General features: G+C 73.1%; 20 protein-coding genes. 6 read left to right on the top strand and 14 right to left on the bottom strand.

The window, feature by feature from the left end; genetic code table 11:
- Positions 1 to 2: 2 nt before the first annotated feature.
- The 3 genes from ISG29_RS01165 to ISG29_RS01155 all read right to left on the bottom strand — a co-directional run bounded on the left by ISG29_RS01165 (position 3) and on the right by ISG29_RS01155 (position 4,452).
- Complete coding sequence (locus ISG29_RS01165) at positions 3 to 2,963, bottom strand: hypothetical protein (protein ID WP_194501533.1); 2,961 nt, start codon at positions 2,961 to 2,963, stop codon at positions 3 to 5.
- Between the two features lie 221 nt (positions 2,964 to 3,184).
- The gene (gene pth / locus ISG29_RS01160; RefSeq protein ID WP_194501532.1) at positions 3,185 to 3,775 is read right to left on the bottom strand and encodes an aminoacyl-tRNA hydrolase; all 591 of its coding nucleotides are present in this window, start codon (positions 3,773 to 3,775) and stop codon (positions 3,185 to 3,187) included.
- Entirely contained in the window at positions 3,772 to 4,452 is a 681-nt protein-coding gene (locus tag ISG29_RS01155) for a 50S ribosomal protein L25/general stress protein Ctc (RefSeq protein ID WP_194501531.1), read from the bottom strand. Before ISG29_RS01155 ends, pth begins: the two co-directional genes overlap by 4 nt.
- 270 nt (positions 4,453 to 4,722) lie before the next feature.
- On the opposite strand from ISG29_RS01155, the gene pepN reads away from it, so the two are divergent.
- The 5 genes from pepN to ISG29_RS21465 all read left to right on the top strand — a co-directional run bounded on the left by pepN (position 4,723) and on the right by ISG29_RS21465 (position 10,441).
- Entirely contained in the window at positions 4,723 to 7,155 is a 2,433-nt protein-coding gene (pepN, locus tag ISG29_RS01150; protein WP_194501530.1) for an aminopeptidase N, read from the top strand.
- 269 nt (positions 7,156 to 7,424) lie between these two features.
- On the top strand, positions 7,425 to 7,799 hold the full coding sequence (locus ISG29_RS01145; RefSeq protein ID WP_194501529.1) for a lycopene cyclase domain-containing protein: 375 nt from the start codon (positions 7,425 to 7,427) through the stop codon (positions 7,797 to 7,799).
- 4 nt (positions 7,800 to 7,803) lie between these two features.
- Positions 7,804 to 8,121, top strand: coding sequence for a lycopene cyclase domain-containing protein (locus ISG29_RS01140; RefSeq protein ID WP_194501528.1), 318 nt, complete (start codon positions 7,804 to 7,806; stop codon positions 8,119 to 8,121).
- Entirely contained in the window at positions 8,118 to 8,870 is a 753-nt protein-coding gene (locus ISG29_RS01135) for a class I SAM-dependent methyltransferase (protein ID WP_194501527.1), read from the top strand. The genes ISG29_RS01140 and ISG29_RS01135 overlap by 4 nt, the downstream gene beginning before the upstream one ends.
- Positions 8,825 to 10,441 (top strand): FAD-dependent oxidoreductase, encoded by a 1,617-nt coding sequence (locus ISG29_RS21465; RefSeq protein WP_328827455.1) that lies wholly within the window; start codon positions 8,825 to 8,827, stop codon positions 10,439 to 10,441. The genes ISG29_RS01135 and ISG29_RS21465 overlap by 46 nt, the downstream gene beginning before the upstream one ends.
- A gap of 4 nt (positions 10,442 to 10,445) precedes the next feature.
- Here the strand turns inward: ISG29_RS21465 and ISG29_RS20585 are convergent, their stop codons facing one another.
- Genes ISG29_RS20585 through idi form a run of 4 tightly spaced genes read right to left on the bottom strand, consistent with a single transcriptional unit; the run spans position 10,446 to position 15,536 of the window.
- Positions 10,446 to 12,350 (bottom strand): DUF5914 domain-containing protein, encoded by a 1,905-nt coding sequence (locus tag ISG29_RS20585; protein ID WP_235958409.1) that lies wholly within the window; start codon positions 12,348 to 12,350, stop codon positions 10,446 to 10,448.
- Complete coding sequence (locus ISG29_RS01115; protein ID WP_194501526.1) at positions 12,347 to 13,852, bottom strand: phytoene desaturase family protein; 1,506 nt, start codon at positions 13,850 to 13,852, stop codon at positions 12,347 to 12,349. The genes ISG29_RS20585 and ISG29_RS01115 overlap by 4 nt, the downstream gene beginning before the upstream one ends.
- The gene (locus ISG29_RS01110) at positions 13,849 to 14,952 is read right to left on the bottom strand and encodes a polyprenyl synthetase family protein (RefSeq protein ID WP_194501525.1); all 1,104 of its coding nucleotides are present in this window, start codon (positions 14,950 to 14,952) and stop codon (positions 13,849 to 13,851) included. The genes ISG29_RS01115 and ISG29_RS01110 overlap by 4 nt, the downstream gene beginning before the upstream one ends.
- The gene (gene idi, locus ISG29_RS01105; protein WP_194501524.1) at positions 14,949 to 15,536 is read right to left on the bottom strand and encodes an isopentenyl-diphosphate Delta-isomerase; all 588 of its coding nucleotides are present in this window, start codon (positions 15,534 to 15,536) and stop codon (positions 14,949 to 14,951) included. Before idi ends, ISG29_RS01110 begins: the two co-directional genes overlap by 4 nt.
- Positions 15,537 to 15,783: 247 nt before the next feature.
- Here idi and ISG29_RS01100 point away from each other — a divergent pair, with 247 nt between their 5' ends.
- Positions 15,784 to 16,371, top strand: a complete 588-nt coding sequence (locus ISG29_RS01100) for a helix-turn-helix transcriptional regulator (RefSeq protein WP_194501523.1) — start codon at positions 15,784 to 15,786, stop codon at positions 16,369 to 16,371.
- Between the two features lie 17 nt (positions 16,372 to 16,388).
- Here the strand turns inward: ISG29_RS01100 and ISG29_RS01095 are convergent, their stop codons facing one another.
- The 7 genes from ISG29_RS01095 to ISG29_RS01065 all read right to left on the bottom strand — a co-directional run bounded on the left by ISG29_RS01095 (position 16,389) and on the right by ISG29_RS01065 (position 23,045).
- A complete protein-coding gene (locus tag ISG29_RS01095; protein ID WP_194501522.1) occupies positions 16,389 to 16,892 on the bottom strand; it encodes a CoxG family protein in 504 nt (167 codons plus the stop codon).
- Positions 16,893 to 16,953: 61 nt separating this feature from the next.
- A complete protein-coding gene (locus tag ISG29_RS01090) occupies positions 16,954 to 17,736 on the bottom strand; it encodes a TauD/TfdA dioxygenase family protein (protein ID WP_207792626.1) in 783 nt (260 codons plus the stop codon).
- Positions 17,733 to 18,842 (bottom strand): D-alanine--D-alanine ligase family protein, encoded by a 1,110-nt coding sequence (locus ISG29_RS01085; RefSeq protein WP_194502198.1) that lies wholly within the window; start codon positions 18,840 to 18,842, stop codon positions 17,733 to 17,735. The genes ISG29_RS01090 and ISG29_RS01085 overlap by 4 nt, the downstream gene beginning before the upstream one ends.
- Before the next feature lies 1 nt (position 18,843).
- On the bottom strand, positions 18,844 to 20,283 hold the full coding sequence (locus tag ISG29_RS01080; RefSeq protein WP_207792624.1) for an ATP-grasp domain-containing protein: 1,440 nt from the start codon (positions 20,281 to 20,283) through the stop codon (positions 18,844 to 18,846).
- On the bottom strand, positions 20,280 to 21,092 hold the full coding sequence (locus ISG29_RS01075; protein ID WP_194501521.1) for an O-methyltransferase: 813 nt from the start codon (positions 21,090 to 21,092) through the stop codon (positions 20,280 to 20,282). The genes ISG29_RS01080 and ISG29_RS01075 overlap by 4 nt, the downstream gene beginning before the upstream one ends.
- Positions 21,089 to 22,324 (bottom strand): sedoheptulose 7-phosphate cyclase, encoded by a 1,236-nt coding sequence (locus ISG29_RS01070; protein ID WP_194501520.1) that lies wholly within the window; start codon positions 22,322 to 22,324, stop codon positions 21,089 to 21,091. The genes ISG29_RS01075 and ISG29_RS01070 overlap by 4 nt, the downstream gene beginning before the upstream one ends.
- A 64-nt stretch (positions 22,325 to 22,388) precedes the next feature.
- Positions 22,389 to 23,045 (bottom strand): HAD family hydrolase, encoded by a 657-nt coding sequence (locus tag ISG29_RS01065; RefSeq protein ID WP_194501519.1) that lies wholly within the window; start codon positions 23,043 to 23,045, stop codon positions 22,389 to 22,391.
- Positions 23,046 to 23,047: the final 2 nt, after the last annotated feature.

Here is a 23,047-nt window from a genome sequence, read left to right as displayed (position 1 = left end):
GGTCAGCCTCCGAGGTGGAAGGAGTAGACGGTCAGTACGGTGTCCTCGGGAGCGACATCGATGCCGAAGGCGGGCAACTCCTGCTGGATCGTGAGCGCCTGCTTGAGCTGCTCGCGCTGGAGGTACACGTCGCCGAGGGCCGCCGTGCGGACCGCAGCGAAGCTCGAGGCGCGACCGTTGGCATCGACGATGCTCGTGGTGGCGCCCTCGGTGGCCGTGGCGTTGGAACGCAGGGCACCCAGGAGACCGGTGTCGCCCTTGCTCGGGTCACCGAGGTCGATCAGCACCGACTGGAGGTCTGCGCGCAACTGCTGGTTCGCGCCGTCGAGGTCGCGGGTCGCCGCGCCGACGGTCGTGCCGATGTTGTCGATGACGGTGTCGACGCTCTTGCCGAGCTTGGTGGTGAAGGTGGTCTCACCGCGGTCGATCGAGGCGCGGCTGCGCTTGACCGAGCCACGCGTCTGGAACTTCACCGAGCGGCCCGTCTGCACGATCGCCCGGCCGAGGCCCGTGGTCAGGGCACGCACGTTGTCCTCGGCGTTCTGCCGTGCGGCGTCGGCCTGGCCGATGCGCGTCCCGAGCTGGGTGTCGAAACCCGCGAAGGAGTCGAGCAGGCCCTCGAAACCGGCGTCGAACTGGCCGCCGACGGTGTCTTGGAGACACTGCACGTTGAGCAATGCCCGACGCACCTGGTTCAACGCCGGTTCGGTCGTCTCGTCGGGATTCGGCGGGTCGAACACGACCGGGCACTTCACCGCGGGGGCGTCCGGGTCGTTCGGGTCGGGCGTCTGGTCGATGGTGGGGTCGTAGAGGGCGTCGATCTGGTCGACCAGACCCTTCACCTTGCCGTTGACCTTGTCTCCACCGAGCAGGGTCAGCACCTGGCTCACCGAGCTCTGGATCTGCTGGACGGTCGTGCCCACGCCGTCGAGAGCGTTGAGCCCGCCGACCAGGCCGCCGATGTCGATCGGCCTGCCGTCGTCGTCGAGCGGGGCCGAGGCCGCGGTCTGGACGGCCTGCCACTGGTCGCGGCTGGTGGTGAGGGCCTGCTTGGCCGCCGTCACGTCACCGGTCAGGCCCGCGACGGCCTGGGTGGCGTCCTTGCAGGTGGACGTGGCCTGGTCGAGGTAGGTCTGCACCGAGGCGTCGCTGGTGCTGTTCGGCACGTCGGTGCACAGCGTCGTGAGGAGGCCCGCCACCCGCCCACTCGAGGCGCTCAAGGCGTCGGCCGAGAGCAGGCCGTTGAGCGCTGCGACCTGCTGATCGGCGATCCGCTTGATCTGCTCGACGCTGCTCACCACCTTCGCGGCGGCCCCGAAGTCGATCTTCTGGAGGTTGCCCTGCACCGCGAACAGCTGGGTGTTGAGCGTCAACAGGCTGGTGATCAGCTCGGTGAGGCTGGTGTCGTCGTCGTGACCGTTGCCCGGCTTGAGATCGGCGGCGGTCGTCTTGGCGTCGAGCACGCTCGTGCGCAGCGCGGCCACGTCGGTCGCGAGCTCGGTGAGCTCGGGGCTGTTGTAGAGACTCAACAGGCCGGACTTGAACGCGCCCAGGCCCTGCGCCTGGGTCTCGAGGTCGCTCTGGGCACGGTGGATGGCGCAGGTCACCGTGGTGCGCGGAGCGTCGGGGTCGTCGGCCATGGGGCAGGCGGTCACGTCGCTGGTGCCGATGCTCTTGAGCAGGCCCTCGGCCACGACGTCCGCGCAGGCGTGCGAGGAGCCGCGCAACGCCTTGAGACGGGTCTGCACCTGGAGGATCTGCTGGTAGATGCTGAGCTTGTCCTGCATCTTGTCCGGGTAGCCGGGCAGGTTCTCGGAGGTGCAGGTGCGGTTCTTGGCGTCCTTCGGTGGCTTCTGCGACGACGGGTCACCGAGCAGCACTCGCACGGAGTCGAGGGTGTCGCCGAGCTGGCCGGTCAGGGTGCTCGTGGTGGAGTTCAGCTCGCTGCCGATCTCACCGTCGAGGGAGTCGATGCTGCCCGACACGCTCTGGAGCGAGCTGGTGACCGACGACAGCGAGCCGTTGAGGTCGCTGATGGTCTGCTGCCCCAGGCTGGAGGCGGTGCCGGAGAGGCTCTGCTGCACGTCGCCCAGCGCTCCGCCGGCTTGCGCCAGCACCCGGTTGACGTCGCCGAGGAGATCGATCGTGCGGGTCTCCAGCGCCAGTGTCGAGGCGCTGTCTCCGTCGAACGCCGAGGTGAGCAGCTGCTGCACGGAGGCGTCGGTGACCAGGCCGGGCTGCACCGAGATGTCGATGGCGGGAACCTGGAAGGAGGTGGTGTCCTCGACCAGGGTGAACGTGGCCGTGGGCGCGAGCCGCGGCGGCGCGAGCAGCGCGGCCCACTGCACCTGGGCGTCGCCGGAGGAGTCGCTGCTGAGGAGGCCGTTGGTCACGGCGTCGCCGTCGTCGCCGTCGGTGATGACCTGGGCCAGGCCGTTGTCGCCCACGCCCGCCGAGGCGATGACGGTGAGCGGCGCGCCGACCAGGGCGTAGGCCGACTTCTGGGCTCCGGGGGTGTCGTACTCGAGCTTCTGCGGGCGCACGGTGGTGTTCTGCACCGTCACCTGTACCGTCACCCGGCCGCTCTTGCCCTCGATGTCGGAGAGGTCGGTGCCGGCCTTGTCGCCGAGCTGCCACGACGTCAGCACCCGCACGGGCAGCTGGTCGGCGGTCTTCGAGGGGTCCAGCGCGGTCGAGTCGGTGCTGCCACCGGTGGATCCCGCGTGGACGGTGGTGCTGTCGATGCCCGAGATCGCGCCGCCGTCGTCGAGCTGCACGCTCACCGACTGGAGCAGCCGCTCCGGGGAGGCCTGGGCCGTGGTGCCGACGATGACGAGCATGCCCGCGACGGTGCCGACGAGGGGCACGCGCCAGAACCGGTGGCTGGTCAGGAACGCCGGCGTGCGCAGGGTGTGACGCCGGGTCGTGCGCTGAGCACGACGCGGGTGGTGGCCGATCCCCATGTGGTTCGAGTCCTCACTGGAGCAGGCGGACGACGCCGAGGGGCGGGATGTGCCGAGGCGGTCCGAGAACGGTGCAGAGCGAGGAGAGAGTACCCCAGCAACTTTACTTGCGCCCACACTTCACCGAAGCCGGTCCGGACCGCCCGATCACCGATGATTGAACCCCCTTCGAGAGGGGCACCGAGGGAGACCGGAGCGGGTTCTCGGGTGCTCGGGTGTCGTCAGGAGTTGAACCGCTGCTGGGTGCGCTCCAGGCCCTGGGTCACGAGTGACTCGACGGCGTCGGCGGCGGTGTCGACGACGAAGGGCAGCGTCTTGCGCTCGGTGCCGGAGAAGTTCGACAGCACGAAGTCGGCCACCTCCTGCCGGCCCGGAGGCCGGCCGATGCCGACTCGCACCCGGTGGAAGTCGCCGGTGCCGAGCGAGGAGCGCATCGACTTCAGGCCGTTGTGGCCGTTGTCGCCGCCGCCGAGCTTGACCCGCATCGTGTCGAAGTCGATGTCGAGCTCGTCGTGGACCGCCACGACGAACTCGGGGGCCACCTTGTAGAAAGTGGTGAGCGCCTTGACCGGCCCACCGCTCTCGTTCATGTAGCAGCGCGGTCGGGCCAGCACCACCCGCGGTGCCTCAGGGCCGACGGGGCCGAGCCGAGTCTCGACGACCTCGGCACGACCGGACTTGTGGGCCCGGAACGCCGAGCCGGCGCGAGACGCCAACTCGTCGGCCACCAGGTAGCCGATGTTGTGCCGGTGGCCGGCGTAGGTGGGGCCCGGGTTGCCGAGCCCCACCACCAGCCAGACGGGTGCGGTCACTCGTCGTCGGAGCCCTCGGCCGCAGCGGCGTCGCCCTCGGCGGCGTCGCCCTCGGCAGCCTCCTCGTCGCTCTCCTCGTGCTCGATGCCGGCCTCTTCCTCGGCGGCCTCGAGCTCGGCGTCGAGCTCCTCCTGGCTCTGCTGCTGCGTGACGTTGACGAGCAGGAGCTCGGGGTCGGAGAGCAGCTCCACGCCCGAGGGCAGGGTGAGCTCGGAGGCGTAGACGAGGGTGCCGGCCTCGGCGCCCTCGACGGAGACCTCGAAGGACTCGGGGATGTGAGTGGCCTCGGCCTCGACGGAGACGACGGCGTTCTCGGTGACGACCAGGGTCTCGGCGGCGGCCTCGCCCACGACGTGGATCTCGACGTCGACGGTGACCTTCTCGCCGCGCTTGACCGCGATCAGGTCGACGTGCTCGATGACCCGGCGGATCGGGTCGACCTGCACGTCCTTGGTGAGCGCGAGCTGCGCCTCGCCGTCGATGTCGAGGTCGAGCAGGGCGTTCGAACCGCCGTGCTTGATCGCCATCATGGTGTCGTGGCCGGGCAGGGTCAGGTGGCGCGGCTCGGCACCATGGCCGTAGACGACAGCGGGGATCTTGTCCTCGCGACGGATGCGGCGGGCGGCGCCCTTGCCGAACTCGGTGCGGATCTCGGCGCGGATCTTCTCGGCGGCCATGGGGAACTCCTCGGATGCTGGCTCGGGTACGTGCGGGGAACGAAGCCGTTCGGCGCCGTTGGGAGCCGGTCTGGTTCGTTCAGGTCGGTGGCTGCTCGGGCACGGGACGACGGGGCGCGGCGCAGCGGCAGCCACCCTGTCGATCACGGAGCCGGCCCTCGGGCCGGCTCCCTCGCCGAGGCAACCTGACGATGCTAGCCCCGGGCGGGCCGGGCGGGCCAATCCTCGGTCGGTCTCGGTCGGTCTGGCCGGCCCGCCTACGGTGGGCCCATGTCCCTGACGCTCGCCGAGGCCCGCGCCCGGGCCGCCGCCCTCGAGGTGGAGTCCTACGAGATCGACCTCGACCTGCGCGACCACGCCGGCGCCACGTTCGGGTGCCGGACGGTCGTGACGTTCACGACCGACTCCCCCGACACCTTTCTCGAGCTCACCGATGCCACCGACCTCGTCGTGCTCGTCGACGGCGCCGAGGTGCCGGCGTCCTACGACGGGCGGCGCCTCCACCTCACGGGGCTGCCCACCGGCGTCCCGGTGCGGGTCGAGGTCACCGCCTCGGTGCCCTACGTCAGCGACGGCGACGGCATGCACCGGATGACCGACCCGGCCGACGGCGAGACCTATGTCAGCGCCTACCTCTCACTCGACATCGCCCAGCGGGTCTTCGCGTGCTTCGACCAGCCCGACCTCAAGGCAGAGGTGTCGGTGTCGGTCAGTGCCCCCGAGGCCTGGACCGTGATCGGCAACGGGCGGGTTCTCTCGCAGGAGCCGGGCCGCTGGGCCTTCGCCACCACCCCGCGCATCTGCCCCTCGCTGCTCGTGGTCTGTGCCGGCCCGTGGCACTCGGTGACCTGGGAGCACGCGGGGCTTCCGTTCGGCTGGCACGCGCGTGCCTCGCTGGCCGCCGAGCTCGACCGCGACATCGAGGAGCTCAAGCACACGACGGTCGACTGCTACGACCACTACGCCGAGATCTTCGACGAGCCCTACCCCTTCGACTCCTACGACCAGCTCTTCGGGCCCGGGCACAACTGGGGAGCGATGGAGACGCCGGGCTGTGTGACCTATCGCGACGAACTGCTCCCCCGCGGCCGCGTCACCGACGACCAGCGCACCCGCCGCGCCACGATCATCGCCCACGAGATGGCGCACATGTGGTTCGGCAACCTCGTGACCATGCGCTGGTGGGAGGACACCTGGCTCAACGAGTCCTTCGCCGACTACATGGGCTACCGCGTCGCCGGAGCCGGCGCCGGCTTCGCGCACACCCTCGTGGCCCACGAGGCCTCGCGCAAGCCCGGCGCCTACGACGCCGACCTGCGCCGCTCCACCCACCCCGTCGCCCCCCTGCCCGACGACGTGCCCGACGTCGACGCGGCCTTCGGCAACTTCGACTCGATCTCCTACGCCAAGGGCAACTCCTGCCTCCGCCAGCTGGTCACCTGGCTCGGTGACGACGCCTTCCTCGCCGGGGTCAACGCCCACCTCACCCGACACCGCTTCGACAACGCCTCGCTCGACGATCTCGTCGGCTCCCTCGACGCCGCCTCCGAGCGCGATGTCGCGGCGTGGGCCGAGGCCTGGCTGCGCCGTCCGGGTTTCGACACCATCTCGGTGCAGCGGGGCGAGGACGGCGTACCCGTGCTCGTGCGCGAGGGCGACCGGCCGCACCGGTTCACCGTGGCGGCCTACGACGCGCGCGGCGTCGAGGTGGCCCGACGCCTCGTCGACGTCGACGCCGAGCCCGTCCCGCTCGCCGAGTGGCGTGGGTTGGTCGTCGTGCCGAACGCCTTGGGCGAGACGTTCGCGCGACTGCGGCTGGACGCGGTCTCCGCCGGTGTGGTGGCCCGGCGGTTGTCGTGGTTCGCCGACCCCGTCACCCGCTCGGTGCTCTGGGCCCGCGCCTTCGACGACGTGCGCACGGGTGCCCTCGACCTCGACGACTACCTCGCACTGGTAGGCCGTCACCTGGCCCGGGAGACGCACCCGGCGCTGGTGACGACCGTGCTCGACCGGACCCTGGGGTGGGTGCGTGCCCGGCGCGCGCCGGCCGTCCGTGCCGCCGACGTCGGCGACCTGGTCGCGGCCGCGTGCGTCGAGGGCCTGGCGAGTGGTCCGGAGCACCGCCGCCCCGAGCCGGAGGTGGCACACGCCCTGGTACGCGGTCTCGCCTCGACCACCCGCGACGTCGACCTGCTGCGCGCCTGGCTCGCCGCCGGTCGCGCCGACGAGGTCGACCTGGACCCGTCGTTGCGCTGGGCGGTCGTCGTGCGGCTGGCGCGACTCGACGCGCTGGACGACTCGGCTCTCGAGGCCGAGCGTGCCGCCGACGGCTCCTTCGCCGGGGATCTCGGCGCCGCCCGCGCCCGCGCCGCGCGCCCCACGGCCGAGGCGAAGTCCTCGGCGTGGGAGGAGATGGCCTCACCCGAGGTCTCGAACCGCCTCTTCGAGGCCCTGGCCTCGGGGCTCTGGGACGCCGAGCGCCCCGACCTCTGCTCGCCCTACGTCGACGCCTACCTCGAGCAGGCGCCGGCCATCGTCGGACGCCGGGGGCAGGGCTTCTCCCTCGTCGTGGGCCGCGCCTTCCCGGGGGTGCAGCTGAGCACGGCCCAGCGCCATCGACTCGCCGACTCCCTGGAGTCGGATCAGGTGCCCTCCGTGCTCGCCCGACTCTGGAACGACCACCTCGACGACCTCCCCGCCTGACCCGCGAGGGGTCGTGAATCGTCCCCCGAGGGGTCGTGAATCGTCCCTCGAGGGGTCGTGAATCGTCCCTCGAGGGGTCGTGAACTGTGCGGATCGACCCCCGAAAGGATGAATGTGGGCAGCCGAACGCCACGCACGATGAGTGTCGTGCCGAGCAGTGGTCCCGTCTCGACGTCCGGCCCGCGCAGTCCGGCGGCCCGTGCCACATCGGGCGCGCCGCCCACGACACCTACCGCCGGGCGCAGGCGATGCGCACCGAAGATGCTGTCGTGAGCCACGTCCAGTACCTCGCGCTCATGGGCGCGTGCCTGCTGATCACCCTGCCGTTGGAGCTGGTGCTCGGCGCGCGGGTCTATCGTCGCCCGCGCCGTCTGCTGCTGACCCTGCTGCCGGTCGTCGTCGTCTACACGGCCTGGGACGCCGCGATGATCGCGCGCGGCTCGTGGGGCTACGACCCCGAGACCACCACGGGGATCCTGCTGCCGCTGCAGGTGCCCCTGGAGGAGCTGGTCTTCTTCGTCGTCGTCCCGATCTGCGGGCTGCTCACCTACGAGGCGGTCGGCAACGTGCTGCGCGCCGTGCGCCGCATCCGCTCCGGCGAGGCGGTCCCGGCCGTGCTGCGCGACCTGCCACGGGGGGTCTGAGGCGATGGTCTACACGCTCACCGCCGTGCTCTCGGTGGTCGTGGTGCTCACCGTGGAGCTGCTGTGGCTGCGCACGGGCGTGCTGCGCACGGCCCGGTTCTGGCTGGCCATGATCATCGTGCTGGCCTTCCAGGTGCCCGTCGACGGGTGGCTCACCAAGCTGTCGCACCCCGTGGTGCGCTACGCGCCGGCCGACATGACCGGTTGGCGCTTCCCGTGGGACATCCCGGTCGAGGACTTCGCCTTCGGCTTCGGCATGGTCACGCTCACCATCCTGGTCTGGGTGCGGCTCGGCCGCCGGGCCGGAGAGGATCCCTCATGACGGCGCACACCTCGACCGTGCCCGACGCCTTCGACGGCGTCGCACGCAGCTACGACCTCATGGTCGCCCTCAGTCCCGGGTACCACGCCCAGCTACGGGCCTCGGCGCGCGACCTCGTCGCCGCCCTGCCGCCGACCCCCGGACGCCGCCCGCGCCTGCTCGACCTCGGCTGCGGCTCCGGCGCCTCGACCAGGGCCCTGCTGGCAGCCCTGCGAGGGGCCGGCAGGGAGGCCGACGTGGTGGGCGTCGACGGCTCGGCCGGGATGCTCGCGCAGGCCCGGCGCAAGCGCGACCTCGCCGGCGTCACCTTCGTGCAGGCCGACGCCGAACGGCTCACCGGCGCGGGGGCCGACACCGACGTGACGGCGTCGCTGGGCGGACCCGCCGACGGCGTCTTGGCGGCGTACCTCTTCCGTAACGTGGCCGCCCGCGACCGACTCGTCGCCGCGGTGCACGACGTGCTCACCACCGACGGCGTGCTCGTGGTGCACGACTACAGCGTGCGCGAGAGCACGCTCGCCCGCTGGGTCTGGCACGGGGTGTGCTGGGGCGTCATCATCCCCGCCGGCCTGCTCACCGCCCCCCGCAGCGGCATCTATCGCTACCTCTGGCGCAGCGTGCTCGACTTCGATGGCGTGCGCGGGTTCGGCCGGCGGCTGGGCGAGGCCGGCTTCGCCGACGTCGAGAGCCGCACCGTCCCCGGGTGGCAGCACGGCGTCGTGCACGCGTGGCGGGCGCGACGGCCGTGAGGGCATGGCGCCCCGGGCGCGACGTCCGGGCCGAGCACCAGCCGCCGGCTCCCGGCCAGCTCTCCTCCGACGACGGCCGGCACCGGGTGGTCGTGGTCGGCGGCGGCATCGCCGGGGTCACGGCCGCCGTGCTGCTGGCCGAGCGCGGCGTGCGGGTCACGCTGCTCGAGGCCACCGACCGGCTCGGGGGCCGGGTCTCGGCCTGGCCGGTCACGGTCGAGGGCCGCACCACGGCCATGAGCCGGGGCTTCCACGCGTTCTTCCGGCAGTACTACAACCTGCGCGCGCTGCTGCGCCGCGCCGACCCGTCCCTCGAGCGGCTCCGCCCGGTGGAGGACTACCCCCTGGTCGCCGGCTCCGGGCTGCGCGACTCCTTCACCGGCATCCCGCGCACGCCGCCGTGGGGGCTGGTGGGGTTCGTGGCGCAGTCACCGTCGTTCACCCTGCGCGACCTGGCGCGCGTCGACGTCGGCGAGGCGCTCGGCCTGCTCGACGTCGACTTCCCGGCCACGTTCAGCGACCTCGACGCCACCAGCGCCGCCGACCTGCTCGACCGGCTCCGCTTCCCCGACGCCGCCCGGCACCTCGCGCTCGAGGTGTTCGCGCGCAGCTTCTTCGCCCACCCGCGCGACTTCTCCGCCGGCGAGCTCGTCGGCATGTTCCACAGCTACTTCCTCGGCTCGGCCGAGGGTCTGCTCTTCGACGTCGCCGACGACGACTTCGACACCGCGATCTGGGCCCCCCTCGGGCGGCACCTGGCCCGGCTCGGGGCGCAGGTGCGCACCGGCGTCCGCGCGAGCGGTGTCGAGCAGCGCGACGACGGGTCGCTGGTGGTCGCCACGAGCGACGGTGACGTGCCGGCCGACGCGGTCGTGCTGGCCACCGACCGCGGACCGCTGCAGGATCTCGTGGCGGCCTCCCCGTGGCTCGGCGACCCCGCGTGGCGCGACCGGCTCGCCGGGTTGCGGGCGGCGCCGCCCTTCGCGGTGTGGCGGCGCTGGCTCGACCGCGCGCCCGCCGAGGGTGCGGCACCGTTCCTCGGCACCAGCGGCTTCGGTCGCCTCGACAACGTCTCGTTCGTCGACCGGCTCGAGGACGGCGCCCGCCGGTGGGCGCAGGCGACCGGCGGGTCCGTCGTCGAACTGCACGCGTACGCGCTGCCTGACGAAGTGTTCGGCGACGTGTTCGGCGACGTGTTCGGCGACGAGGCGGCCGGGGCGGCGCTGCGCGACGGACTGTGGTTCGAGCTGCTGCGCCTGCACCCCGAGCTCGGGGGTGCCGGGGTGCTCGGCGAGGAGTGGCTGGTGCGGCGCGACTGCCCGCTGGTCGGCACCGACCCGTGGGCCACGCGGCCCGGCGTCCGCACGCCCGACCCGCGGGTCGTGCTCGCCGGCGACGGCGTGCGCTGCGAGCTGCCGGTGGCGCTCATGGAGCGGGCGGCCACCACCGGCACCCAGGCCGCCGACGCCCTGCTCGCCGGATGGGACGTCGCCGGCCACGGCACCTGGAGCGTCCCGACCTCCACGCGCCTCCCGGGGGTGCACCGCCTGCGCCGGCTGGTCCGGACCTAGTGGCTCAGATGCCGTGGTCCTCGCCGCGGATGCGGAGAAGAGCGGAGCGCTCGGCGTAGGTCATGTCGTCGACCCACAAGCGGCGGGCGGCAACGCGCATGCCGGGGCGCATCAGCCCCGCGGCCCGGCGAGCCACCTGGAAGCCGGGCCGGTCCGAGGTCGCGATGGTGGCCTCGACCACCATCGTGCGGCCCCTGCCGTCGGGGCCGGGGCCGAGCGGCGTCGCGTGCGTCTCGACGACGCTGCCGGCGCCCTCCCCCTCGGTGATGGTCATGACGATCGTGCGCGCGTCGGGGCAGGCGAACTCCGCACGCACGGGCACTCCCCATCGGCGCGAGAGCCGGTAGGTGACGTCGACGGTGAGGAGGTCGTCGTCGCTGGCCTGCTCGTCGACCTCGAGGTGGCTGAAGGCGTAGGGGTGGAACCACGAGCCGTGCCACGGGTCGAGGCGGTTGGCGACGACGTCGCGGGGCTCGCAGGCGCCCGCGACCTCCACGACCGCGGCCACCGATCGGGCCGGGTCCGGACGCCGGGTCAGCCGCGGAGCGGGTAGATCGGCCTCGCCGGCCGTGGGCAGGCGCACCCACAGCAGCACGCCGTCGTCGAGCGCCTCGAACCCTGGCCACCCGGGCTGTCCGCCGGGCTGGAGGGCGAGACCGTGCCAGCGGCAGCGCAGCCGGTCGCCGTGCACCTCGCAGTCGTCGAGTAGCGCGCCGAGGTGCGGACACGAGCCGGATCCAGCGGCGACGCCGTCGGAGGTGCGCCAGAGCACCACCTCCCGACCGCCCACGACCCGCACCACCGAACGCTCGCGGAGCGCACGCCGGTCGCCGACGCAGTACCAGCCGCCCGGGTCGCGGGCCAGTGCGGCGTCGAGCGAGCGTCGGATGCGCTCGGGGCGCGCGTCGCGCCAGGTCGGCTCGAGCCGGTCGCGGCGGGGCATGGGCTTGAGCGCCAGCGGGATCCGGCCCCCGCCCGGCCCCCGGCTGGGGAGCGACCCTCTACCCGGGCCCGAGACGGGAGTGGTCAGACCCGCGCCGAGCGCCAGCCCGGCCAGGGCCGCCTTGCGCCACGTGGGCACCCGGGCGCGGGCGGTGAACACGTCGTAGTCGGCCGCCTCGATGCGGTCGAGGATGCCGGCGTAGAGGCGCCGCGCGGTGCTCACACATCGTCGTGACGCGGGCGGCAGCAGGCCCAGACCGACGTCGGCGAGGTCGTAGAGCTCGCGATTGCGCTCGACCTCGAAGGCCATCAGGTCTCGCCAGGCGTCGTCGGCGACGCGGCGACGCGGGTCGGCGCCGAAGCGGCGCAGATCCTCCTGCGGTAGGTAGACCCGGCCGCGGTCGAGGTCCTCGGCGACGTCGCGCAGGAAGTTGGTGAGCTGGAAGGCCTGGCCCAGCGCCCGGGCGGGCTCGCGCGCGGCGTCGTCGGTGGGCTGGAGCACCGGCAGCATCATCTCGCCGATGACGGCCGCGGAGCCCTCCATGTACCCGAGCAGGTCCGGCCACGTCTCGTAGCGCGTGACGGTGAGATCCTGCGTCATCGCACCGAAGAAGCGCTCGAAGCACTCGGGGTCGATGCCGGTGTCGCGGACCGTCGATGCGACCGCCGCCAGCACGGGGTCGTCGCTGTCGCCCTCGGCCACGGCCCGCTCGAAGCGGGCCCGCATCGCGGCCAGCTCCGTCGCGGTGCGCTCAGGCGAGCACGCCGCCCCCGGCTCGTCGACGAGGTCGTCGGCCAGCCGGCACAGCGCGTAGACGGCGTGCACGTGGCGCCGTTGCTCGCGCGGCAGCACCGCGGCCCCCCAGAAATAGGTGGTGCCGTGGCGCCGGGTGAGCTCGGCGCAACGGCGATACCCCTCGGCGACCCGGTCGGCGCGGGCGGCGGACGTCGGAGTCGGGGTGGTCATCGGCTGCTCCCGGGCAGGTAGGCGAGCACCCGCTCGGCCGCGAGGCGACCGGAGACGAGCACCATCGGTACGCCGACGCCCGGCACGGTGCCGGAGCCTGCGAAGAAGAGCCCCGGCACCCGAGGCTCGTGGTTGCGCGGTCGGAACGGACCGGTCTGGCCGAAGGTGTGGGCGAGCGCGAACGGCGTGCCGCGGGCCATGCCCTGACGCTGCCAGTCCTGGGGGTCGACGAGCTCCTCGGTGACGATGTCGGTGGGGTAGCCCTCGCGGGCCAAGAATGCGGCGAGCTCGTCGCGGGTGCGACCGCGCTGCCGTGACCAGTCGACGCGACCATCGAGGTTGGGCGCCGGCTCGAGCACGTACAGCACGTGCCCGCCCTCGGGCGCCAACGACGGGTCGGTCAGCGAGGGCACGGTCACCAGCCGCGAGGGGTCCGGCATCATCTCGCCGCGCCCGATCAGCGCCTCGAACGAGGAGTCCCACGCCCGAGCGAAGTGGATGTTGTGGTGCCGCACACCAGCCGGCAGGTCGCCACGCACTCCCACGTGCCACACCACCGCGGACGGCGAGTAGCGACCCCGGCGCGTCGCCCGCGGTGGGCGCAGGTCGGGGAGGAGACGGTCGTAGACGACCGGCAGGTCCGGGGTGCACACGACCGCGTCCGCCCACACCGCCTCGCGCCCGTCCGAACCGCTACCCGGCCCGCCGTCCAGCTCGACCCCGGCCACCGCACCGTCGGACCGGCGCAGCACGCGCGTGACACGGCGTCCGGTGTGCACGGCGACGCCGGCGTCGGTGGCGGCGCGGGCCAGGGCACGGGGCACCGCCGCCATGCCGCCCTCGGGAAACCAGACGCCCTCGATGCAGTCCATGTAGGTGATGACCGCGTAGATCGCGAGGGCCTCACGCGGGGCCAGCCCGGCGTACATCGCCTGGAAGGTGAACAGCCGGTGCAGTCGCTCGTCGGTGAAGCGACGTTCGACGGCGCGGCCCAGCCGCCCGAACCCGCCCATGGCCAGCAGCCGCGCAGCCGGCCCGGGTCGCGAGACCAGGGAGAGCGGACCGTCGAGGTTGCGGTCGATGAAGTGCGGCATCTCGACCTCGTAGAGGCGCCGCAGCCATGGCACGAACGCGTCGAAGGCGTCGGCATCGTCGGGGCCGCAGGCGAGCTCGATCTCCTTGCGCATGGCGTCGTGCCCGTGCCGCACCTCGATCTCGCTGCCGTCGTGGAAGCGCGCACGGTAGGCAGGGTCGAGCAGCTCCATGGGCAGCAGCGCGTCGAGATCCCCGCCGGCGGCACCCACGACGTCGGCCAGCAGGCCGCGCATCGTGAGCACGGTGGGACCGAGATCGAAGGCATACCCGCCCCGCTCGAGCCGCGCCCCGCGGCCGCCCACCTGGTCCTGCGACTCCACGACCACGACCTCGTGACCGCTGCGGGAGAGGTGGCACGCGGTGGCGAGCCCGGCCAGGCCGGCACCCACGACGACGACGCGGTTCACCGGTCCCTCCAGGCGACCAGGTCGGCGACCTCGCGCAGCCCGGCCGCGCCGTCGCGGTCGAGGGCCGGCGAGGCGAGCAGGGCCACGGCCGCGGCGTGGCCGCGGCGCACCCGCTCCTCGGCCTCGGCGCGGACGCCGCTACCGATCATCGCGGTCACGACCCGGTCGACGTCGGACTCGTCGTGGGTGTGCGTACGCAGCCGCCGTACCGCGGCGGCCGCCTCGTCGGCGCAGCGCTGCTCGGTCCAGGCCAGCAGCACGGTCGGCTTGCCCGAGCGCAGGTCGTCGCCCACGGGCTTGCCGGTGCGTGCCGGGTCGCCGAACACGCCGAGCAGGTCGTCGCGCAGCGCGAACACCTCGCCCAGGGTTCTCCCGAAGGCGGTGAGCACGCCGCTGGCCTCCGGCGGCGCCTCGGCGGCGACGGCGCCGAGCTCGACGGGCCGCTGCACGGTGTAGGCGCCGGACTTGGCGCGTGCCACCTCCCAGGCCAGGGCCACGGGGTCCGCACCTCCGCCGAGGGCGGCACCGGAGAGGTCACGGGCCTGCCCCCGCACCAACTCCACCGAGGTGCGCCACCACAGGTGTCGGACGGCGGGCGCCAGGCCACCGACCAGGGCGTCGGCCTCGGCGTGCGCGAGATCCCCCACGAGCACGGCGACGCTCTCGCCATACCGAGTGGCGTCGTCGAAGGCCCCCACAGCCCGGTGCCGGGCCGCGGCAGCGACGTGCACGGCGGGTCGGCCGCGTCGGGTGACCGAGGCGTCCATGACGTCGTCCTGGACGAGACCGAAGGCGTGCAGCAGCTCCAGCGCGGCACCCAGGCGCACCGGGATCCCGGGATCCTCGTCACGCGTCGCGCCCCCGGCGGCCACCCAGCCCCAGTGGCACAGCAGCGGCCGCAGCCGCTTGCCACCGCCGAGCACCAGATCGGCCAGCAGTCGCGGGAGGTCGTGGCCGCCCAGCACGGGATCCTCGGACGCGCCCACCGACCACTCCTGCGCCAGCCTCTCCAAGCGCGCGGCCAGCAGTCGCTCGACCGCCTCCATCGCAGCGGCCGGGTCGGGCGCCGGTTGTGCCCCGGCGCGGTCGGCGAGCGTCACGAGACCCCCCGCTCCTCATCCGACTCCAGACGGCTCAGGGCGCCCGCAGCCAGCAGGGGCACCTGCTCGGCCATCCAGGGGCTCACCAGCGCCGGGGCCGCGGCCACCAGCCGGACGACGTCGGGCCAGGCCACCCAGGCGTGCTCGACCACCTCGGCCGGGTCGGCTCGCGGCTCGGTGCCGGCCGGGACGGTGACGACGTGTACCGGGCAGAGCTCGTGCTCGACGACGCCCGAGGCGTCGACGGCCCGGTAGCCGAAGTCCGGCAGCACCACCCGCGGCTCCTCGATGTCCAGGCCGAGCTCCTCGGCCACTCGGCGCCGGACCGCGGTCGACATCTCCTCCCCGGGGCGGGGGTGGCCGCAACAGGAGTTGGTCCACACCCCTGGCCACGCTCGCTTGGTCAGCGCCCGGCGGGTGAGCAGCAGCCGCCCGGCGTCGTCGAGCACGTAGAGAGAGAACGCCAGGTGACGTGGGGTGTGCGGCGTGTGCACTCCCGTGCGGTCGGCCGTGCCGATCGCACGGCCCTCGGCGTCGACCAGCACGACGAGGTCGTCAGTCTGGTCGTCGAAGGCGCGGACCATGGAGCGCACGCTGCCCGGCCGGGCGACCCGGGGCAACCCCCGAACGGGCCCGTCCGAAGGAACCAGGGGTGAGGAGCGGTGCAGTTCGAGCGCGTCGACCGCGTCGGGGGCGCGTGAGACCCGTCACGCCACGCTCCGGCGCTCCTAGTCCCTTGGAACGACGCGGTGGGTGCCCCTTTGCTGCCATGTTGGGTGGGGTCGTCCGAACGACCCTCGTCGTCTCCCCCACGCTCTCAGGAGGTGCGTCATGCACGACAAGGCCACGGTGCACGTCACCGTTCTCGACGCCTACGAGAGCAGCCGTCGCATCGTCGAGCAGGCGCTGCGGGCGCATCCGGCCATCGTCGTCCGTCGCACGGACCAGGTCGACGAACCCTGCGATGTCGTGCTCGTCGAACCGCAGCGGCTCGGGCCCTCCCACCAGATGGTGCTGGGCGATGTCGTACGCACATGGTCGCCCGTGATCGTGCGGTGGAGCTGGGCGCCCGACGACCATCGGCTGCCGATCAGCTACGACGGCGAGGTGCTCAAGCACCACCCGGTCGACTCGGTGGCCGCCTTGGTCCTTGCGATCGCCCGCGATCCCGAGCCCGTGCGGGCCGCGTTCCCCGGCGACGGGGCCTTCGGTGACGGCGTCGTGCTGACCCGGCGCGAGGAGCAGGTGTTGCACCTGATCTCTGCCGGCCTGACCAACACCGAGATCGGCGAGGTCGCGGAGCTCTCCATCAACTCCGTCAAGACCTACGTGCGCACGGCCTATCGCAAGATCGGGGTCGACCACCGCTCCCAGGCAGTCCGGTGGGCCCGACAGCATCTCGAACCACGCGATGCGTAGCCAGCACCCGAGCACCGTCAGTCCGCCAGTTCCTCGGTGAGCGCCGCGACGAACCGCTGCCGCATCAGGGCCAGGACGCCGCGCATCGCCTGCTCCACCACGGGTGCGGTCACCCGCGGTGCGGGCACCCGGGCGCGCACCGTCATATCGATCCGCAGCCGGGTCCGCGGGCCGTCGGGCGCGGCCACCGGCGTCAGGGTGAAGGTGCCGTCGGCGCCCGCGAGCTCGGCTCCCTGCGGCTCGTGACGGAAGCGCACCCGTTGCGGCGGGTCCAGCTCCGTGCGCTGGGTCAGCACGGCGCCGAAACTCCCCTGCGGTGTCGGGATGTCGACCACGTGCCAACGCCACCGCCCGTCCCCGAGATCGGTGACCCGCCGGATGAACGGGGTGCTCCGGGAGATGAAGTCGGGGTCGGAGACGACGGCGAACACCCGCTCGCACGCGTGCGCCACCTCGGCCTCGGACTCGAGTCGGCTCGTGAAGGTCCGCAGCAGCACGGCCCAGGTGTAGACCGAGGTCACGCTGCCCGCAACCCCCGACGACGGGAGATGAGGAGTGGGTCGCCGCGAGCCTCGTGGCGGGTCACCGGACCATCCCGCGGTGCATGACCCGGTCGCCGACCACGGCGCTGTGGTCGGCGCGGTGCATGACGCAGGCGTTGTCCCAGACCACCACGTCGCCCTGCTCCCAGGAGTGCTCGAGCACGCGCTCGGAGGCGGTGGAGTGCTCGTGGAGCCGGACGACCAGGTCAGCGGCCTCGTCGTCGCTCAGCCCTTCCACGCGCGCCATGCGCGCCGGACTGGTGAGGTACAGCGCGGGGCGGCCGGTGCGGGGGTGCGGACGCACGAGCGGGTGCTCGGCCGAGCGCTGCTCGCCGGGACCGGGGTCGACCCCGGTGACCACGTGGGTCGCCGTGCGGCCCTCGACCGCCGCGCGCAGGTCGGGCGCCAGCGTGTCGAGCGCGGCGTACTGGTCGCTGAACAAGGTGGCGCCTCCCTGCGCCGGCACCGACACGGCACGCAGAGCGGTGTAGGCGGGTGGGCTGTCGACGTAGCTGGTGTCGACGTGCCAGGCGCTGCGCGGTGGCCGGTCGCGACCCACGTTCGAGATGACGTTGAGATCGGGCCACCCGGGCACGGGCGTCTCGCCGACGGTGAACACCGGCTCGCCCAGCGAGGTCAAGAAGGCGAGGAAAGCCTCGTCGCCGACCGTCTGCCCAGGGAACACGACGACGCCGTGGTCGGCCAGCGCATCCTTCACGAGGTCGGCCTGCGCCGGGCTCAGCGACTCCACGCGCAGGCCCATCACCTGGGCACCGAGGGGGCGCAGGGGTTCGACGGCGACGCCGTAGGACCAGTCGGTCACGGGCTGCTCCTGAGGCGTGGTGAGTGGGGTCGGGATCGGTGCCGGGGGCCGAGCGCCGCGGTGAGGGCCGCCTCGAACTGCGTCGCGAGACCGATCCCGGCCGCGGCGGCCATGACGACCAGGACGCTGCTGGGCGAGAAGGAGCAGTAGAGGCCGGCTTCGAGGAACCACGGCCGCCCCTCGGGGTCGACACGGAAGTCGAAGAGGCCGTAGTGCCGGCACCCGAGGGCGCGGTAGCAGGCGAGCGCGGCCGCATGCACCGGCGCCGTCACCGGGTCGGCGGGGTCCACGACCCACGCGTGCTCTGCATCCTTCGCGACGAGCGCGAGGTCGGCGCCACTGCCGCGCAACTTGTCGGCGCGGTCGCGCACCGGCTTGGAGGTCTCGTCGACCGCATACTCCTCCAGCGGCAGCGTGACCAGCTCGCCGTCGATCTCCAGCACCCCGCACCGCACCTCTCGGCCCAGCGGGACGTAGCGCTCCACCAGCACGCGAGCCCCGGCGTGCCCGGTGGCATGACGGCGCGCCCGGGCCACGGCACCGGCCAGGTCGCCCCCACTGCGCACGAGGGTGACGCCGTCGGAGTTGTCGGCGTCGGCGGGCTTGACCACGACGGGTGACATCGCGGTGCCCGGCACCGCCTCGTCGCCAGGCCGCAGGAGGGTGGCCTCGGGCACGGCCACTCCCTCGGCCGCGACGAGAGCCCGGGCCCGGTCCTTGTCGGCCCCCAGCGACATGGTGACGGCATCGTTGCCCACGATCGGCACGCCGATGGCCTCGAGGACCGCTCTCACAGTGGTCATGCCGGCCCGGCAGAACAGCTGCGGCAGCGCGGCGTCCGGCGCGAGGTCGGCGACGTGCGCGAGTCCCTCGAGCAGGCTGAGCTGCGGCGCGACGGCCAGTGTCCCCGGCTCGAGGTCGGCGACCGGTCGCCACGAGCCGTCCGGGTCGACCCAGATCACCTCGTGCCGGTGCGGCGTCCTCTCGCGCAGAGTCGCGAGGGCAGCGCGGGCGTAGAGCCGAGAGAGGTCGGCGAAGGCGTGGCTGGTGGGCGACCCTGCGATGTGCAGCACCGTGCGCGGGGCGGATCTCGAGCCCCTGATCATCTCAGTCACCCGCCGGCGCCACGAGCTTGCCGATGTTCGGGTCCAGCCGCAGCCACGGGCGTCCGCGACGCCAGGCGTCGACCAGGAGCGAGGGCAGCTGCAGGTGGTACAGCAGCCAGAACGGCCACGGGTCGTGGGCGTCGAGCACGGCATCGCGCCCCCGGCGCAGCAGCCGCAGGTGCGGACCCGCGGAGCGCGGGTGGCGCAGCACCTGCCAGATCTCGTGGTGCAGCCAGTAGGTCGGCCGGTCGCCCAGGGCCGGCTCGATGGGCCACGCGCGTTCCTGGCCTCCCTGGTCGCGTTCCTGGTCGTGTCCCTGGTCGTGTTCCTGGCCTCCCTGGTCGCGTTCCTGGTCGCGTTCCTGGTCGTGTCCCTGGTCGAGGTAGGCGGCGGCGAGCGCGCGGGGTTCGCGCAGGAGGGTGACGGCCGAGTGCGGGCGAGGGTTGCACTCGATGCCGACCACCGTGCCGTCCGGCCGTTCCATGAGGTCGAAGGAGAGCTGGCCGGTCAGGTCGGTCGCGGCCACGAACCGCTCCACCCAGTCGCGGACGCCGGGGTGCTCGACCGCTTCGTAGGAGAGCTGGAAGGCCGAGGAGCGGCAGCACACGTAGGCGCGCAGCCGTCCCTCGCGCACCGTGCCGTGGGTGCAGAACTCGGTGCCTGCGACCCACTCCTGCACGATCCAGGGGTGCTCGGCGTCGATGGGCAGACCAGCCACGAACGTCTCGGTCTCGGCCCGGGTCGGCCGGGGCAGGGGCGTCAGGTCCAGCCGCCGCACGGGGTCGTAGACGATCGACTTCAGCACGTAGCGCACTCCGGGCGCGCTGCGGGCCAGGGAGTCGACGACCTCGACCGCCTCGGCCCGGCTGGCGACGCGGTGGGTGTCCGGTACGGCCAGGCCCAGCTCGGCGGCGAGGGCCGCGAAGGCCGCCTTGTCGTCGACGCGGCGGACGTCGTCGGCGTGCGGGTGCACCACCTCGCAGTGCTCGTCGAGCAGCGCGCGCGCCTCGGCGTCCGGGATGCTGGAGGCGGGCGCGCAGACCGGCACCACGACGTCGACGCCCTCGGCCTCGACCACCCGCAGCAGGGATGCCGCGTAGCCGGGCGAGTCGGGCGGCTCGACGAGGTGGAAGGCGTCGACGCAGCGTGAGAAGCGGTGCGCGGTCCAGCGGTAGCTGGGGGTCTCGACGAGCACCACCCGGTGTCCTGCCCGGTGGAAGGCCCGCGCCAGGTGCAGGGCCTTGGTCATCTTGCCGCCGGTGAGCAGGACCGTGCGGCGCCGGGCGGCCTGCCGGGTGTGGTCGGTCCCGGCACCGCGCACCCGGCCGGCCACCGAGGCGGCGCCCACCAGGGCGAGGTCGAGGGGGGCGGCCAGGGCGAGGAGCCCGAGCACTGCGGCCGTACGGATCCGCGAGCCGCGCGGCGCGGCCTCGGGGCTCACGCGAGCCTCCGGGCCAGGGTCAGTCCGTCGCGTAGCGGAACCAGCACCGGCGCGACCCGCGGATCCTCGGCGAGCAGCCGGCTCGCCGCGTGCACGGCGGCGCCGGCCTCGGTGGGGTGCTCGGACCACGGCTCGCCCTGCAGCATCGTGTTGTCGACGCAGAGCAGACCGCCCACGCGCAGCAGCCCGGCGTCGAGCACCTGCGCCACGTAGCCCGGGTAGCCGGTCTTGTCGGCGTCGACGAAGACGAGGTCGAAGACCTCCCCCCTGCCGGCCAGCATGCCCAGGGTCTCCGCGGCCGGCCCGACCTCGACGCGCACCCGGCGCCCGGCCTCGGAGGAGTCGAGTGACTCCCGGGCGAGAGCGGCCACGCCGGGGTCGATCTCGCACGCCACCACCTCACCGTCCGAGGGCAGCGCCTCGGCCATCGCCAGGGCCGAGTAGCCGGTGAAGAGACCCACCTCGAGCACGCGCCGCGCCCCGCCGAGCGCCACGAGCAGGGCGAGCAGGGAGCCCTCGAGATGGCCCGAGAGCATCTCCTGCTCCAGGGGGACGACCCCGTCGTGCGCGGCCCAGTCGTGCGACGCCGTGCGCTCCGCGAGCCGGGCGAGCGCCTCGGAGGGCGGTCCGCTCATCGTGCGCGGGTAGGCGTCATGCCCCGCGAGCAGACCCTGCGCCCGGACCAGCGCCGCGCGCACCACGGCGGTCGGTGTCCCGGCGTCGAGGTCGCGCACGGCGTCGTCCACGAGCGCGGCCGCCAGGGTCACCGGCGTGACCGGGCGGGGTGCGAGGGTTCGGGCCCGCGTCACGACGTCCTCTGCACGGGCGCCTCGACCTCCGCGGGGGTGAAGGCGTCCAGTCCGACGCCGCCGCGCTCGAGACCCGAGCACAACGCACGGTGGTCGGCGAGGGCGTCGACGAGGTCGGAGACGTGCAGGTCGCTGTCGAAGTGGCAGGTGCCGATCGGTCGCGGCAACGCGGCTCGCAGCCGGCCGTCACGGGTCTGGAGGATCGACGCCGTCGCCTGCTCGATCAGCTCGGGCGTGAGGTAGGGGCTGTCGACCGACAGCCCGAGCCGGGTGAAGAGACTGTGCACGCGGTCGCGGTCGGCCTCGGTGATGTAGCCGCACCGGGCCGCCAGCGTCGCCGAGTAGGCCATGTCCACGGCGATCGCGTGGCCGTGGAACAGCGGCCGCTCGGGCGCCAGCTCGAGCGTGGGGCTCCACGTGTGCCCGAAGGCGATGACGCGATCGAGGTCGAGCTCGTGCAGGTTGGGCACCTCGAGCTCGAGCATGCGCTTGATGGCGTCGTAGGTGATGGCGCCGCCGGCCTCGCGCACGTGCCCGCCCTCGGGACCGAAGCCGAAGGAGTGCTCGAGCAGCTCCTCGGCGTACTTCTCCAGCCGGCCGAACAGATCCGCGTCGCCGACGGTGGCGATCTTGATGATCTCCGCGATGCCGTTGCGCAGCTGGTCGGTGGGCAACGTGCCCAGGAAGGAGAAGTCCAGGAGCACCTGCTTGGAGGCGTGATAGGCGCCCAACCGGTTCTTCAGGTGGCCGTGGTTGGCCCCGACCTTGATGCTCACCGAGGCGTCGATGAGTCCGATGAGCGTGGTCGGGATGCGCACGTAGTCGGTGCTGCGCTTGTAGGCGGCGCAGGCGAAGCCGGCGACGTCGGTGGTCAGCCCGCCGCCGACCACGAGCACCGGCTCCTTGCGGATCAGCCCGAAGTCGGCGAACGCGTCGACGAGCTGCTCCACCGTGCGCAGTGACTTGTGCACCTCGGCGATGCGCACCTCCTGCACGCGCAGGTCGATGCCGTGGTGCTCGAAGTAGGCACGTAGTTCCTCGCCGCGCATCGCCAGCACGTTGCGGTCGACCACCGCGAGGCAGCGACCCCACGCGGAGAAGGCGTCGGCGAGCTGGGGGTTGGCGGGGTCGAAGACCCCGTCGACGTAGTCGAGCGTGTACTCGATCTTCTCGTAGGCCTCGACGTGGAAGGACCGCTCGGTGGCGGTCAGGCGTGACTCGACGACGGTCATGGTCGTCCTCCTGGGGATGCTGGGGGAAGGTGGGTGAGACGGGACGTCGGCAGGGCGAGGTGGCTCAGGCGCCGAGCAGCTCGGTGGTCCGGGCGGGATCGAGCCGGTCGACCACGTCCACGACGTCGCCGAGGTCGAGACCGGCGGTGTTCTCGTTGGGGAAGCCGAGGCAGCGCACGCCCGCGGCTGCCGCGGACGCCGCGCCGCCCGGGTTGTCCTCCACGGCCACGCAGGCCTCGGGAGACTCCTCGAGCCGCTCGAGCGCCAGGGCGTAGGCGGCCGGGTCGGGCTTGCCCGCCTCGACCTGGCCGGAGTCGACGGTGGTGTCGAACTCGATGGCACCGTCGAGGGCCTGGAGCACCGCGGCGACGTTGTCGGGCGAGGTGGTGGTGACCAGTGCGACCTTGGCGCCCGCCTCCCGTGCGGCCGCCACGGTCTCGACGACGCCGGCCCGCGGGGCGAGTGGCGAGCCGGTGAGCGCCTCGCGGAACTTCGCGGACTTCGTGGCGTGCACCGCGTCGGCGTCCACCTCCTCGCCGCGAGCCTCGGCGAAGGCGGCGATGCGGTCGCGACCGCCATTGCTGTCGAGCAGGCTGCGGTACTCCTCCTGCGACCAGGACCACTCCAGGCCGTGCTCGGCGAAGGCGTCGTTGAACGCCTGGCGCTGCAGCTCCGAGGTGTCGATGAGGGTGCTGATGCTGCCCAGCAGCAATGCGGTCATGG

This window comes from Nocardioides acrostichi (assembly GCF_015319165.1).
Lineage (GTDB): Bacteria > Actinomycetota > Actinomycetes > Propionibacteriales > Nocardioidaceae > Nocardioides > Nocardioides acrostichi.
Note: the sequence above shows the minus strand (reverse complement) of the source record. Positions and strands in the feature narration are given on the sequence as shown.